Genomic DNA, 15,086 nt, shown 5'->3' on the forward strand with positions numbered 1-15,086 from the left:
CCAATCCGAACAAACCTGATGGATTCATATCTAGTTGTGTCAAAAAGAAAAAAGAGATACAAATTACATTGTATCCCTACCCTTATTATCTAAATATGATCGAGATGATCTCATCCAGACTCATGTTACTATCAATTTCAAACGTGCCTGGACGTAATGCATTTGCAAGGCCCCTTCTTTCCACTTCATTAAAGAACGCCATCGAATTATCAATAATTTCTGCACGTACAAGAGCATTACCAACATCAATACTTGTCATACCACTTGAAACAGTCAAAATGAGCTTAGTACGATACTCGACAGATACTTCATTCTCTTCTTCCTGACTTTCCTCGCCTTGAGTCCCATTGGCTTCTGCCTCTTCATAAACTTCAGCCGTAATTGCTGCCAGATGTTCCTGCCATTCTTCTTCTGTATAAATATGATACCCGTCTTCAGCCAGAGAGGTTTTCATTTCGGCTACTGTCAATGTTTCTTCAGCTTGAGTCGATGAAACGTCATTTACCCCAAAAAAATAAACGGCTCCACAAACAGTTGCTGCCATCATCAACCCACCAGCAAAGCTCCGCAACGAATTAGCTGTCATTTGCCACTTTTCTCCCTTCTTTTGTTTCATCTAAATAAGGAGTGAGTAAGAGCTTCACTTCGTTTTCTGTTAATTCTGTTTCAAGCGCAATTCCTTCCACCGAATATCCGCGCTTATGTAAGTCTAATACTTCACGCATTAAAATTCGTTGTTTTGGAGAAGATGTCTGTTTCTCTCTTTCCGTTGCTGAGATTTCCGCATCAATCTCAAAATCTCGCATCTTCCTTTGTAACTCTTGCATTTCTTCCATAATTGATATGGAAAATTGCTCTAATTCTTGTTTGGCAGCCTTTGTTGATTGTCTTGATTTAGAAAAAGACAAAATGAGCAACAAAATTGCTCCACCAAACAGGATGGCTAACGTCCATTCCATCATGTTAGCGTCCTCCTTTTATGAATCTACTGTCTTACAATATTCTATTATACAATGTTCCGCTAAAAATATCGATTTAATTCGCGGAAATACGACATTGGTAAGAGGTTTGTAACGTAATTGACACAATCTACGTCATAAGGTTACAACTTAATGCCTAGAAAACGGACAAATAAATGCATTAATTGATAGTAAGAATTACTAATACAAAAAAGCCTCAACATGGCTGTTGAGACTTTTTTATCTTACGAACCTAATATATTTTGGATAAACATTCGAACAACATCGGCCCCACCTACAATGGATCCAAGTGTGCTTCCTAAATTAGCAAGAACAACAACTAGCAAAATTCGAGTAACCGAGTTGCTCCAAAATCCTTTAACTGTAAAGACATCATCTGACAAATTTTCAAAATCTCCAACTTTCGGTTTGCGAATATACGCTTCGACAATCCCAGCAAACCAGCCGGCTGCAAGGAGCGGATACAAGGAAGTTAATGGAGCAACCACAAATGCCGTGAGTACGGTTAACGGGTGCCCGAACGCAATAGCTGCTCCTATAGCTGCAAAAAAGCCGTTCCACAGTACCCAACTCATTGTTAAATTTACCCCGACTTCCGGATTGGCATAAAAGGTGTAACCAATAATTCCTAAGATAAGAAGAGGAATGATCCAAGCAACCAACCTTGGTGCTATTGATTTAGGAGGCCTTTTAGATAATGCTACAAGGTCATGTTCTTCTTTAATCTCTTCTTTAATACCAGGAACATGAGCTGCTCCTAATACAGCAACAATCTTGTTTCCAGGAGCATCTTTAATTTTTTGAGCTAAATATTGATCGCGTTCATCTATCAACGGTTTCTTCAATTTCGGAAAAGCAATTGTAAATTCATGAAGCATTGAATTTAGCATATCCTTTGATTTCATCTTTTCCATGTCTTCTTCTGATATTTCATCTTTGCTAAACACGCTGTAGATTATCTCCATCATTAATTTTGCCCTTCCCCAAAGACCAACACCTTGCCAAATTCTAGAAAATGTAATTTGGATGTTCCGATCAGCTAGGACCAAGTCTGCACCAATTTCTTCAGCCGATTCAATTCCTTGAATCATTTCTTGTCCTGGCTTGATCCCGAATTGTTTCGCCATTCTCTTTTGAAAGGATGCGATAAGAAGGTTCATGAGAAGCAGAGTTGCTTTCTTTTCTTTAATTACCTTAAAAATATTCATATCCTTCCACTTGTTACCATCTTTAATTGATTGATATCGTTGTTCATCTAATTCAACACAAACTGTATCAGGTTGTTCGGCTTGAATAACCTCTTTTACCTGTTCTGCACTCTGTTTTGAAACATGAGCCGTACCAATTAGAATAACTTCTTTCCCGGCTATATGTAACCTCGTAATGTTTTCCTCAGACATAAGTTCCCTTCCTTTATGTAACAATCAAATAGTTGAGCCATAATTTTCATTTTACCATTTTTTAAGCCCAAATAGGTAATAATAACAGTTATTTATGCTTTCATTCATAAAAGAAAAAAATGCTACTTCTTAAAATGTAGTCATGAGGTTTAATGTTTTCTATTTTCTCTTCATCATTGTAAAAAAGCAATAAATCTGTAAGAATGTAATAATTGATAATTTCTTTATTAAAATTAAAATAGAAAAATGTAGGTGACAAGATGATAGAGGTCAAAAGATCAGAACTTAGTGATGGTGAATTTAATCGTGGTGTTTTTGCTACACGTGATATAGCAAAAGGAGAACTTATTCATGAAGCTCCTGTATTACCTTACCCAAACGAACAAGATATTTTAATTGAACACACGGTTCTTGCAGATTATGTATATGAATATGGGATTAACCATGGAGCGATTGTGTTGGGATACGGAATGCTCTTTAATCACTCCTATACACCAAATGCGAACTATGAGATTAACTTTGATAATCATACATTTTCCTACTATGCTTTCAGGGACATTAAATTAGGAGAAGAAATCCTTATTAATTATAATGGTGAAGTCGATAACCAAGAACCTCTTTGGTTCAATAAAGAGAACACTGAAGAAAGCAAAACAAAACGTGACTAAACTATTAGTGATCGTAAAAAAGAGGATGCTATAGGAGTGTTATCCCTATAGCATCCTTCTTTATAAGCAAATGAACTATTCAACCTCAGCTTCTTCTACTTGATTCTTTTTACGAGTAAATAACCTCTTCCACCAATTAGTAAAGTTATCTGTGTAAATATACATAACTGGAACAAGCAATAACGTAATAAAAGTTGAGAATGATAAGCCAAACACAATAACTGTTGCCATTGGTGCTTGAAGTTCAGCACCTTCTCCAATCCCGATTGCAAGTGGGACCATCGCCAATACTGTTGTAAGCATCGTCATTAATATCGGACGAAGTCTCGTTGGTCCAGCTTCTAGGATGGCTTCTTCTCGATTTAACCCACGTTCTCTTAACTTGTTAATGTAATCAACCAAGACAATGGCATTATTAACCACAATACCTGCAAGCATTATGACCCCGATAAAGGCTGGTGCACTTAGTGGTCTTCCAGTTAAGACGAAACCTAGAATGATCCCTATAAAAGTAGCTGGAAGACTAAACATTACAATAAATGGATACATGACCTTTTCAAATTGAAATGCCATGACGGCATAAACAAGAAAAATAGCTAGCGCCAACGCTAACGCGAGGTCAAAAAAGGCATCCATCATCATTTCAAAATCTCCACCTGCATGATAATCATATCCCTCAGGGAAGATATACTGATTTAGTTCCGCTTCAATTTCAGCCATAACACTTCCTAAATCTCTGTCCATAATATCTCCAGTAATCGAAACACCTCGTGTTTGATCTTGACGATTAATCACTGTAGGACCTTCTGCTTGGACAAAATCAGCAACCTCAGATAAGGAAATCATATCTCCTGTAGGGGTTGTAATAGGCAGGTTCTGAATTTGATTATAATTCCCTCTATAATCCTCTGGTAAAATCACCGTGATATCAATTTCCTGTCCTTCCGTACGCATTTGTGTTGCAACAACTCCAGTTACACTATTTCTAACTGTCTGCATGACATCTGCATAAGACAAACCGTATTGCGCGGCTATATCACGGTCAACTAGAATCTGAACTTCTGGGCGCGCTTCCCCCATAGAATGGCTTACATTCGTTGTACCTGGTACTTCGTTAATAATATCAACAATGTCATCAGCGACAAATCGCAACGTGTCAAAATCTTCACCACGCACTTCAATTTCAATCGGATTTCCACCCATACCATCACTCTCAAAAGCCATTACACTTAGATCAAGATCCGGAATCGTTTCTGCAAAATCACTAAACCCTGTTATAACATCATTTGTCGTTACATCACGTTCGCTGCTAGGCACAAGACGGATATAGAGATCTCCACTATTCGCTCCTCCTCCGCCCATTCCCATCATACCTCCGCCACCAACAGAGGTATAAACAACTTCTGTCACACCTGTATCTAACAGATACTCTTCAAGCTCAACTAGTGACTCACGCGTTTCCTCTAATGACGTACCTTCTGGCATTTCAAAGCTTGCTGAAATTTCCCCTTGATCAAAGGCAGGAATAAGTTCTAAACCAACGAATCGAACGCCTCCTAAACTAGCTATAAGTAGAATAAGCGTTCCAAACACTATCGTCTTCTTCCGATTAATTGCCCATTTTAAAAGTTTACGATAAAAGTTATCGACTTTATCAAAAAATCGCCCGATACCGGCACTTACTTTTCCAAGCCCTTTCGGCTCTTCTTCCACCTTTATCTTCGGTAACAAAAGACCTGACAACATCGGTACAATGGTTAATGCGACAATTAACGAGGCGAGAAGTGTAAAACCAACCGTTAGAGCTAATGGCATAAATAATTCAGCTGCAATGCCCCCAGTAAAGACGATTGGAACAAAAACAACTAAACTAGTTAAAGTTGAGGCAATAACAGCAGAAGAAACCTCGGAAGCTCCTTTTTTAGCAGCTTCAACACGGCTATACCCTCTCTCACGATACTTATAAATATTCTCTAAGATAACAATAGAACTATCGACTAACAAACCAATTCCAAGTGCGAGTCCACCAAGAGTGATAATATTAATGGTTTGACCAGCAAAATAAAGCAACGTAAATGCTGAAATTAACGCTATTGGTATCGATAAGCCAATAATTAACGTACTTCTAAAGCTTCTTAAAAAGACTAATAGAACGAAAATGGCCATAGCTCCACCAAGAACCATATTCATTATTACACTTGAAATAGAGTCATTAATGAATTCTGCTGAATCCATTATTTTTGTTAATGTTACTCCTTGAGTTAGTTCACTTTCAATGGTTTCTATCTGCTTTGTTACAGCATTGGATACATCTACAGTGTTGGCATCACCTTGTTTAACGATATCAAGACTTAATGTTGGTTCTCCGTTCACATATGCGAGGGACGACATCTCCCGAAACGCATCATTGACAGTAGCTACCTCTGTTAATTTAATCGTATTACCAGTTTGTAAAGGGATATTAATATTTTCAATATCTGCTATTGAGCGAAAATCTCCAACAATTCGTAGAGGGACCTCTTGTCCTCCACGTTCTACCTCACCTGCAGGTGCACTCATGCTTTCTCCCCCAATAATTTGAGAGAGCTGATTTAACGTAATTCCATAATTTTGCAACATAAGAACATCTGGCTCAACAACAATTTCTCGTTCTTGTGCGCCTGTAAGTTCCACTTGTCCCACACCTGGAATACGTTCAAGCAGAGGAATGATGGTATCTTCAGCAACATAAGTAAGTCTTGTTAGATCCATATTCCCCGAAATTCCTATTTGCATAATTGGCATTTGATTCGGATCAAAACGCATGACACTCGGGTCACCTGCCCCATCGGGAAGCCCTTGGCGCACCATATCAATCCGTTCTCTCACATCTAACATGACCGTATCTAGATCTGTATTGAAATCATACATTAACATGATCACTGATTGGTTTTGTGCAGAGATAGACTGCATCGTATCTAAACCTTCAGTCGCACTTAAAGCTCCCTCTAGTGGACGAGTCACTAGATTCTCAACCTCTTGTGGTGCTGCTCCATTATATGGTGTCATTACAACAGCAATTGGCAAGTCCATATCTGGCATTAAATCAACTTTTAAGCCAGTTAACGATACTCCACCTAAAATCATCATGACAAGGGCAATGATGATAACGCCAACTGGTCGTTTGACAGATTCATGAATTAATCTCAACTATGGTACCCCCGTTTTTAATTTCCTTTTGTAGAATCTTCATCCATTTTATTTTCTGCTACTTCTTCATCTTCTTCACTTTGTCGTTCTTCTTCCACTGTTTCTGTAATGCTAGGTCTACTTTCATTACGGATATTAATAAGGGCCCCATCATAAAGCTGATGACTACCACGCACGATCACATATTCCCCTACTTCTAAACCACTTTCAATTCCAAACCATTCTGCGGTTTCACCGTTTGTTGTAATAACACGTCTTTCTACACTGTCACCATCTGCTGTGACATATACAAATTGTTCATTATTTTGCTCCATTACAGCATTTACAGGTACAACAGTTTGTTTTAAATCTCCTCCTATATCTAGACTTACTTCAGCCAACATCCCTACTCGGAGATTCGGCTCAGCATTTAATAGTTCAATCTCAACCGTATAGGAACGTGATTGCTCAGAAGGCAATAAACTTATATAGGTTACCTTCCCCTCGTACGTTTGATTAAAAGAGCGAATGTGTACAGTGACGTCCTGTCCTTCTCCAAGATTTGGCAACATCGATTCATTCACGTTCACTTCAACAACAGGGGCATCCATTTGAACGATTTGCACAAGCGGAGCCTGAGGTGAAGCCATCTCTCCAACACTTACGTCAAGACCGGTTACTTGCCCTGACATAGGGGCTTTTACAACCGCGTAGTTTTTTTGTTGACTTGCCATTTCTACTGAGATTTTTGCTTGTTTAACTGACGCTTCAGCGGCTTTAATTTGATCGGTTGCTTTTGCTTGTTCCAATCCCATTTCGGCTTGTTTGACAGCAGTTTTTGCTTGCTGTTTATCATGCTCTGTGGGCATGTTCCCCCCTAGTAATCTACCAAATACAGCTTGAAGCTCTTCTGGAACCTCAGACAAATCAATATCTGAAGAGTCTTCAGCACTAGAAATCATATTAAACGCATTCTTTGCTTGCTCTAACTGTAATTCAGCTTGTTGAATACTTTGATTTCTCATGTTCTTCGCACTTGACAAACTTGCTTCAGCAGCTTCTAAGCCAGCCTGAGCTTGAGCAATGTTTAATTCAGCATCCGTTGCGTCTAATTCAAATAAGGTGTCACCACGTTGAACAGTGTCCCCATTTTTTACATGTACAGCCTTTATTTCACCAGTTAACATCGGCAATACGGCCATATGTGATCCAGCCATTACATGGCCAGTTAATTTCAACTCATCTGACAATGTATCTTCTGTTATTTCTGCAAGCTCTACAGGATGAATTTGAGTTTCCTCTTCATCGGCAGAAACGGTTTGATTGGTGGTTTGTGAACTACACCCTGCTAAAGCAACCATGATGATAACTAATAATAAGGCCCAAAAATTCTTCTTACGTAACATCCACTTATCCTCCAATGATTCTAAATTTTATAACGATCGTGTAAGAAACGTGACGACGATACCACATCTTAATCCATAAGTCTCATTCTATCATTTATAAATGAACTGAATATGAACTAAGTTTGAACAATTCATCCAACTATTGTACAAGAATTACGTATTCAAAAGTTGCAAGTTATGACTTGGATTCTCCGTATGTTCTCATTTTTTGTAGTAAAGATAATGTGTAAAAAGGAGAATAGTAGAATCAATCCCCTCCTTCGATGAAAAGAAAAACGCATTTCTTGTATTATTATAGTACAAAAATTTGGATTATGGATAATAATGTAAGAAGATGAGACACCTTTCTTTAATGACTAAAAGCGCCAACTGTTGAAACCTCTCAAAATCAAGTTTATCTAAGTGAATAGATGTCTAGGATAGTAATATAGGACTAGTGAAAGACACTTCAGATAATGAAGCAAGTTTACAATAGAGAAGGATTAGGAGGGGGTTATGCTTTCATTTCGAGGAGATGCTCATAAATTTTATCTGAAACTCAAAAAAAAATCAGGTAAAGGTATACAACCTGAACAATTAAAAGAACTGCAAGAGTTAAAAGAAATTCGGACTTTTTATGAATCAATTGACTCCACGATGCTAGGGAATATTCATTATTGGATATTAAAAGAAAAGAATGGATCTGGATTAATTCCGATTCTTGTAACGGCTATTCCTTGGATTCTTTTTATATTTGGAAATCAAGTACAAGAATTCTTTGAAAATGACGATGGTTATTTATGGTTAGTTTTTGTTTTCGTGTATTTACTGGCCGTAACGTTTAGCGTTAGCGTTCATTTTAGAGAGAGATCATGGGCTACCGTCCACTCACGAATCATTGAAGATATTATCGAACAAAGAGAGAACGGTGAAAAAAGGAAAGAGGATCATATCTTTTAGTTTAGATACAATAGGGTCCCACACAGTGCCCTTCAAGCAATGAACAGACCCGTTGCATTCTTTTAAGCCTGCTATGAGCGGGTTTCTCATAGCAGGCACGCAACGCGTGAAGCCATTGCACTTCCCCGAATCTACAAAAAAGAACTTTTTCAGTGATTCTATCTACATACCTTGTGGGACGTTATTTTAAAAGGAATCTAAAGCCTGTTTTACATCTTCCCATATATCTTCCCACGCCTCTAAACCTACTGACAATCGAAGTAATTCATCAGAAATCCCCATTGCTTTTCTTGCATTAGGTGGGACGCCAGCGTGTGTCATTGAAGCAGGATGCTGTATTAATGTTTCCGCATCACCAAGACTTACCGCAATGGCTATCAACTTTAAGCGATTTACAAATCTTACTGCCTCTTCATATGTTCCTTCTAGTTCAAATGAAAGAAGACCACCGCCTTTTTTCATTTGTTTTTTTGCTATTAAATAATCAGGGTGCTCTATGTCACCTGGATAATAGACAGCCTTTATTCTTGGGTGCTTTTTTAATAAACTAACTAATTTTAAAGCATTATCACAATGCCGATCCATTCTAACAGCTAACGTCTTTATGCCGCGTATTAAGAGCCAAGCATCAAAAGGGGAGAGGACTCCACCGATATCTTTTTGTGTGGTTTTTCTTATATAATTAATGATGTCTTTTTCCCCTGCAATGACCCCTGCAATTACATCTCCATGACCACCCATATATTTAGTTGCACTGTGAATCACAAGATCACAACCTAAAAGCAACGGCTTTTGAATATACGGAGTTAAAAACGTATTATCTACAATAACCTTAATTCCCTTTTTCTTTGCAAACGAGGTAACAAGTTCAAGGTCAATGACCTTCATCGTTGGATTAATAGGAGTCTCTATATAAATACATGCTGTATTTTCTTGTATATTTGACAAGAGATCCTCTTCTGTTTGAAGATCTGAAAACGTCGATGTAATATTGTATTTTTCTTTCATTAGTTGCAACAAACCAAATGTACAGCCATAAAGACCCTTTGAGCACAAAATATGATCGTTCGCCTTTGTTAGCCCCATTAAGACGGATGAGACAGCTGCCATTCCTGATCCAAAAGCTAATGCAGACTCCGCTTCTTCTAAGCTTGCAACTCTTTCTTCTAGAATCGTAACAGTCGGATTAGACAGCCTTGAGTAAATGTAACCTGATTCCTCTCCAGAAAACCTCTTTGCTCCTTGTTCCATAGACGAAAATGCAAATGTCGATGTTTGGTAAATTGGCGGGGTTAAACTATCGTAATGTTTGCTTGGATTGTAACCTGAGTGAATAACCTTCGTTTCCATTCGATCTATTCTTTTGTCCTCCCCCATTTTACTCCTCCTTCAATTTATTATAAGGGCCATTATAATAGCGCTTACATTATTATCTATTTCAGAAAGCCATGCTTTGTTCCTAAATTGGAGATTTTTTTCATTTTACACTTAGATTGCACCTTCTGATACAATATTGTTTATGTAAGGAGGTCTTTATTTTGTATAGAGGAAAAGCTTTTTGTGAAGCAAGAATGTATTTACATTCACAAGAAGATACGTTACAGGAAGAACAAAATCAACAAATAAAGAAAATGAAGAGTTATCTAAGTAACACAGTGAAAGTAACGGATATAAAAATTCATACAGTTACGTACGATCCCAAAGAAGAAGAATACGTTACTTCACTTTCTGTTATGGCTGAAGTACTTGTTAAATATGATCCTATCATTACTCATTTAAATGATTATAGAGTAAACGCATGTCGCGAGTTTAGGAAACAATTTCCTCAGTCTGGTGCTGTCATGGCTCACTCAATTGACACGTTTAGTCCCTTTCGACCGGATGGATTTATAACAAGGGGCTAGTTCAGTTTTAAACCACTTGCCATTATCAAAAAAATAAAAAAACAGTTTTTATTTCAGTCATTCCTTTTAATAAAAAGTAATGCTACAGAATATAATTTGTTACATTACTTACTAGGGGGGATGTCAATGGTGCATTGGAAAGTTACAGCCATATTACTGAATGGTGATTATGTACTACAATATGGATCTTCCGAGTCAGAAGAAAAAGCTTATGAAGAAATGAAGATAGAAGAACAACTAATTAGACAACAATATAGTGATATAAGAGAAATGGATTTCTGGCTTTAATAAGGAACTCCAGTATTTATCTAAAGTGAATACTGGAGTTTTTTATATTAGGATGGTTGACCTGGTGGATAATAATATGGAGGAACTTTTAGCCACCCTCTTTTTAACATGAGTGATTTTAATGTTGTCCCAAATGTGACCATTTCGAGATGAAATTTAACCCACATGATGCCTAAATCACTTCTAATTGCATCGACTTGCCCTTTTGAGCTTAACATCATTGCATTTGTTAATTTTAGAGTAACTCCATTTGCTATTTCATCATCTGTAAATTTTACGCCAAGGGGAATTGCATTCGGCTCAGAATTAGGTTTTGGAGCCGTAACCTCAGGTAACGGAATTCCTTCCTTTTTCATAAATTCACTCAATCTTGCTGATTGATTTTCGCACATTTTTATTGCGCCTACTAGCATCTCTCTACACTCACTATCTGTAGTTGTATTAAGACAAATCTCTTCATAACGAATAAATTCACCAAGAGCTGTTACATATGTCCAACAGTCCATGACCTCGCCAATATGTAGTGGAGATTTCGGTTCATTCAAGTTATCAACGCCTTTAGCAAGTACGTTCCAAATGGCTTCTAGCGAGTTAGCCAAAAAATCAACCCCTTTCATTTTTCTTAGAGGGTGGTTACCCCCTGTTGTAAAAGGGAGCTAACCACATAAGGGACAATTCAATAATTAGAATTGCTCTTTAGTTTAAGGAGATAAAACAAACTTATGATATTTAAATGAACAAGTTCACTCATTTGTTTTACGTTAGCCAATAATCTACGTACCGCTTTAATTATTGCTATCATTAACATCTCCTCCTCTGTTATTAGTGTAAACAAATTCTTTTTTTTTATATAAAAAAAAAGACGCAAAGAAGCGTCTTCATTCGATACCAATATTTATTGTTACAAATCATGTAATATTAAAGTATTATTTTTCAATTCCGTTGATTGAGTACGAACTAAAAACGTGATAATATCTAACTCCTGTGCTGTAAGCTGTCTATGTAATTTCTTTTCAAATTCAGCTTTTAATTCAATAAATGTTACCATTTTAAGAATCACTCCCTACTATTGTCTTTGGAGATTCTACCGAAAAAATATGACAATTCTCTCACTTCTTATTATAGTAAATGTTGCATTTTTTGCAAGCGTTTTCAAAAAACTTTTAATTTTTTCTTTTTTCAACACGACAAACTTAACATAAAAAAAGAATAAAATATGAGAATTATTAATAATGGACGAAACTTCATAATACAATGAAGTAAGAGTACGATAAACAAGTGTAGAAATAAAAAGACACGTTTTTTTAAACATGTCTTTTTTTCTTGTTAACCTAATCATGTGGCTACCTCTTCTAGAAGGAATTATAGATTTATGAAAAATATGGTATACTATCAATAAGGAGCTGATTAGTATGAAAAAATTTCAAGTCTCCGTTGAATTTCACAGCGGACAGCAAGTTAATTTCACTACTAAGTCAGATGTTAGGAAGGATATGTATCGCCTCAAGATTAACGGCGAAGATTGCATTGTCACAGACGACAATTATGTCTTAAACATTTCTAAAATTAAAGCGTTAAAAGTTAAAAAGGTAAAACGTAATTCTGCTTAATTTATAATGAAATAAAAGAGGAGCCCATGTAATGTTACTGGGTCTCCTCTTCTTCAATTAAAAATCAAGAGTTATATCAATATGTTCATGTAATTCATCATCTTGGATATGAACAGTGACTACGTATGTCCCACTATATTGTTCAATATGAGGAAGTTCATACACTCCATCTCCAACTTCTGTTAGATCAAGCCACCTTGTTTGTTCATCTCCTTCTTTTGACATTTCAAACGTTACATTTCCGTTTATATAGTCTTCTCCATCAATGATAAGATGAATAACTACTTTATCATCCTTCAAGTTTGTCTCTATTTCTACATCGTGGTGATGATCATGATGATGGTCATGATTCTCATGACTATGCTCATGCCCCGTTTCTTCTGCTACCTCATCGTTACCTTCATTGTAATCACCGATACTGATTTGCGCAGTCGGCATACGGTGCAACCCACGTGCCGTTACGTGCGTTTGGACGTGGTACAACCCTTCTTCATCAAAGATATAATCTAATAAATAAATGTGTCCATTCTGAACATCTGCTTCAATCATGACACTTTCTTCTTTTTGTCCTTCCTTCCAAATCTCATAGATAACTTCATTTGCATCTTCAACCAAATCATCACCTTGTGTTACAGCACTACTAAATGTAACAACTTCACCAACCTCAGCTAATTCAGGAACGTCTAAGTCAACTTCTATGACCGTTAGCTCATCCACCACTCCTGTTGAACCTTGTTCTTCCTCCGTCTGTCCACAAGCTGTAACTAGCAAGAGAAGGCCTATTAACAGCCCTACTATACCCCATTTTTTATTCACTGTATGTCACCCTCTTATTTTCTATTCCATTCTAACCTATACCATTTTTGAACAAAATTCCAACGTTATCGTTCAATTCATTCTCATTTTTCTCATTTTGGTAAACTTTTAAAACAAAAAGAGAAAACCTATTGACAGATTTCCTCTTCTAGATTAATAGAATAGAATTTGTTTGAATCTTTATTTAAACGCTTTCCCTTTCGTTAAATGACAAGGAACTCCTTTTCCTATTGCACCTGGTTTGCTCATTTTATCTAAGTACCTCAATCCTCTCTCGCATTGGTATTTACAGGAGAAGCAAGTTGCTGAGGTTACCATTTTCATTGTATATTGATATTTTTCTGATGGCGTAATTTTTGGGGCTGCTTTTTTCTTTTTGCTTTTCGTAGCCATGTTCATCGCTCCGTTCTTTTTGATGCTATATCGTATGCGACTGTTATAGCAAAAGCCACGCCCTTTCCTTCTTTTTTTCTCAAAAGATTTTAGATATGTCTTTAGTACTCAACATGTTAGAAGAAACAAAAAGAAAAGAAGCCTCCCTTTCAAGACTTCTCCTTTTTTCAGCTATTTCAGGAATAATCCCTCATATAGATATTTGCCCTTTAGGAAGTGGAATCTCTTTTTCACGTTGATAAATTTTACATTTGATAAAGATATATGGTGCACCATACAATCCCCATAATCCAATACACCCATAACGTATAAAATCAAACAACATCATTTCAGGGAATAAAACTTTTAATCCGACTTGCAATCCAAATAGACCAATAATTCCTACTGCATATGCTAACACTTTTCTCCAAATCTCCGTTGCAATGACCATACTTACTGTTTTATGTTCCAATAAGTAGCCAACACCTGCACCTAATAAAAAACCTGCATATTTTATTCCTTCTTCTTCAGGGAAAACACTAACAATGACAAGCGGGGTTCCGATAGCTAACATCCACTTTCCTTTTTCTGATAGGTTTGACAGTCGATCTTGCAAGCGAATTGAAATAAATAAGATTGTGACTGCGATCATTATTCCAGTTGCTACATCTGTTGGCCAATGAAGCCCCGCATAAAGACGTGAAAAGGAAATACATAAGATAAGGACAATTGAAAACAACCAAAATAATGGCCTAGCAACTAAGTAGGCAAGGTAGCCCCACAAAGTAGTGGAACCTTGAGCATGTCCACTTGGAAACGAATCATAAGGATAATGGCTGCCTACTTCTGCCGAATCAATAAAGAGAGAATGAATTCCTTCCACTCCTATAGGTCTTTGAATCGCAAACGTAATTTTTAAAAATGCATTTACCGTTACTGATAAAAGAAAAATATAAAATAGCCGAAAGCCTGCTTGCTTTGTTATACACCAGTAAACAAGTGGAACGATTAGAAAGTAGAATTCCTCATTCCCTAAAAACGTAAAAATAGCTGCTAATGCATTCAAAAATGGGGTTTGATACTCCGTAATTTTCATTAAAAAATCTGACTGACTCATAGTTCCCTCCAACTTCTTTTTTACAACTTATAATATTTCTTCTTTTTATGACAAAATCCTTTCTTTTTCTAACATCTGTTTTTAAATCTGAAAATTCCGACCTTTCCTATTTCTAGGCATCTGCCCTCCCACATTTTACGTTGATACATAGTCATAACATTGTAGCTAATAAAAAGGAGGAATGTTTTTATGAGTCACGTAACTGGAACTGGTGGATTTACACTAATTGTCGTATTATTCATTCTACTAGTAGTAGTGGGGTCTGCCTACATCGCATAAATGGCTAACTAAAATCAAAACCACCAGTGTGAACTGGTGGTTTGCTCTGCGGCTGAAAGCCTCTCTTACCGGCCTTGGCCTAAAAGGCCCACTGAAGGGGTTTCCCGCCTGCACCACATTCACTCACTAATTCTAAAGA

Annotated in this window: 17 protein-coding genes; 6 read left to right on the forward strand and 11 right to left on the reverse strand. The window is 36.9% G+C overall.

What is annotated here, in order from left to right:
* Positions 1-85: 85 nt before the first annotated feature.
* From N0O92_RS14400 to N0O92_RS14410, 3 genes are all read right to left on the reverse strand, one after another.
* Positions 86-586, reverse strand: coding sequence for a hypothetical protein (locus N0O92_RS14400; protein WP_315615353.1), 501 nt, complete (start codon positions 584-586; stop codon positions 86-88).
* A complete protein-coding gene (locus tag N0O92_RS14405) occupies positions 576-962 on the reverse strand; it encodes a hypothetical protein (RefSeq protein ID WP_315615354.1) in 387 nt (128 codons plus the stop codon). Before N0O92_RS14405 ends, N0O92_RS14400 begins: the two co-directional genes overlap by 11 nt.
* A 242-nt stretch (positions 963-1,204) precedes the next feature.
* A complete protein-coding gene (locus tag N0O92_RS14410; protein ID WP_315615355.1) occupies positions 1,205-2,380 on the reverse strand; it encodes a TraB/GumN family protein in 1,176 nt (391 codons plus the stop codon).
* Positions 2,381-2,640: 260 nt separating this feature from the next.
* Here N0O92_RS14410 and N0O92_RS14415 point away from each other — a divergent pair, with 260 nt between their 5' ends.
* A complete protein-coding gene (locus tag N0O92_RS14415) occupies positions 2,641-3,048 on the forward strand; it encodes an SET domain-containing protein (RefSeq protein ID WP_315615356.1) in 408 nt (135 codons plus the stop codon).
* Between the two features lie 75 nt (positions 3,049-3,123).
* Here the strand turns inward: N0O92_RS14415 and N0O92_RS14420 are convergent, their stop codons facing one another.
* The gene (locus tag N0O92_RS14420) at positions 3,124-6,237 is read right to left on the reverse strand and encodes an efflux RND transporter permease subunit (RefSeq protein ID WP_315615357.1); all 3,114 of its coding nucleotides are present in this window, start codon (positions 6,235-6,237) and stop codon (positions 3,124-3,126) included.
* Positions 6,238-6,254: 17 nt separating this feature from the next.
* Positions 6,255-7,622: an efflux RND transporter periplasmic adaptor subunit gene (locus N0O92_RS14425; protein ID WP_315615358.1), complete on the reverse strand. Its 1,368-nt coding sequence runs from the start codon at positions 7,620-7,622 to the stop codon at positions 6,255-6,257.
* A gap of 495 nt (positions 7,623-8,117) precedes the next feature.
* Between N0O92_RS14425 and N0O92_RS14430 the strand changes: the two genes are divergently transcribed.
* Positions 8,118-8,561 (forward strand): hypothetical protein, encoded by a 444-nt coding sequence (locus tag N0O92_RS14430; RefSeq protein WP_315615359.1) that lies wholly within the window; start codon positions 8,118-8,120, stop codon positions 8,559-8,561.
* Between the two features lie 186 nt (positions 8,562-8,747).
* On the opposite strand, the gene megL is transcribed toward N0O92_RS14430, so the two are convergent.
* A complete protein-coding gene (gene megL, locus N0O92_RS14435) occupies positions 8,748-9,938 on the reverse strand; it encodes a methionine gamma-lyase (RefSeq protein WP_315615360.1) in 1,191 nt (396 codons plus the stop codon).
* Positions 9,939-10,099: 161 nt separating this feature from the next.
* Between megL and N0O92_RS14440 the strand changes: the two genes are divergently transcribed.
* On the forward strand, positions 10,100-10,465 hold the full coding sequence (locus N0O92_RS14440; RefSeq protein ID WP_315615361.1) for a hypothetical protein: 366 nt from the start codon (positions 10,100-10,102) through the stop codon (positions 10,463-10,465).
* Positions 10,466-10,591: 126 nt separating this feature from the next.
* Positions 10,592-10,753 carry a hypothetical protein gene (locus tag N0O92_RS14445; protein WP_315615362.1) on the forward strand — a complete coding sequence of 54 codons (162 nt, stop codon included), beginning with the start codon at positions 10,592-10,594 and terminating at the stop codon, positions 10,751-10,753.
* Positions 10,754-10,800: 47 nt separating this feature from the next.
* Here the strand turns inward: N0O92_RS14445 and N0O92_RS14450 are convergent, their stop codons facing one another.
* Together N0O92_RS14450 and N0O92_RS14455 are read right to left on the reverse strand one after the other, a co-directional pair.
* Positions 10,801-11,352 carry a DUF3231 family protein gene (locus tag N0O92_RS14450; protein ID WP_315615363.1) on the reverse strand — a complete coding sequence of 184 codons (552 nt, stop codon included), beginning with the start codon at positions 11,350-11,352 and terminating at the stop codon, positions 10,801-10,803.
* A gap of 302 nt (positions 11,353-11,654) precedes the next feature.
* Positions 11,655-11,801: a hypothetical protein gene (locus tag N0O92_RS14455; RefSeq protein ID WP_315615364.1), complete on the reverse strand. Its 147-nt coding sequence runs from the start codon at positions 11,799-11,801 to the stop codon at positions 11,655-11,657.
* Positions 11,802-12,165: 364 nt separating this feature from the next.
* On the opposite strand from N0O92_RS14455, the gene N0O92_RS14460 reads away from it, so the two are divergent.
* On the forward strand, positions 12,166-12,363 hold the full coding sequence (locus tag N0O92_RS14460; RefSeq protein ID WP_315615365.1) for a hypothetical protein: 198 nt from the start codon (positions 12,166-12,168) through the stop codon (positions 12,361-12,363).
* Between the two features lie 57 nt (positions 12,364-12,420).
* On the opposite strand, the gene N0O92_RS14465 is transcribed toward N0O92_RS14460, so the two are convergent.
* The 3 genes from N0O92_RS14465 to N0O92_RS14475 all read right to left on the reverse strand — a co-directional run bounded on the left by N0O92_RS14465 (position 12,421) and on the right by N0O92_RS14475 (position 14,668).
* Entirely contained in the window at positions 12,421-13,179 is a 759-nt protein-coding gene (locus tag N0O92_RS14465; protein WP_315615366.1) for a FixH family protein, read from the reverse strand.
* Positions 13,180-13,359: 180 nt separating this feature from the next.
* Positions 13,360-13,572 (reverse strand): hypothetical protein, encoded by a 213-nt coding sequence (locus N0O92_RS14470; protein WP_315615367.1) that lies wholly within the window; start codon positions 13,570-13,572, stop codon positions 13,360-13,362.
* A 190-nt stretch (positions 13,573-13,762) separates the two neighbouring features.
* A complete protein-coding gene (locus N0O92_RS14475; protein ID WP_315615368.1) occupies positions 13,763-14,668 on the reverse strand; it encodes a phosphatase PAP2 family protein in 906 nt (301 codons plus the stop codon).
* Between the two features lie 189 nt (positions 14,669-14,857).
* Here N0O92_RS14475 and N0O92_RS14480 point away from each other — a divergent pair, with 189 nt between their 5' ends.
* Positions 14,858-14,947, forward strand: a complete 90-nt coding sequence (locus N0O92_RS14480; RefSeq protein WP_315615369.1) for a YjcZ family sporulation protein — start codon at positions 14,858-14,860, stop codon at positions 14,945-14,947.
* Positions 14,948-15,086: the final 139 nt, after the last annotated feature.

This window comes from Alkalihalobacillus sp. MEB130, from assembly GCF_032335535.1.
In the GTDB taxonomy this organism is placed as follows: domain Bacteria; phylum Bacillota; class Bacilli; order Bacillales; family Bacillaceae_D; genus Halalkalibacter.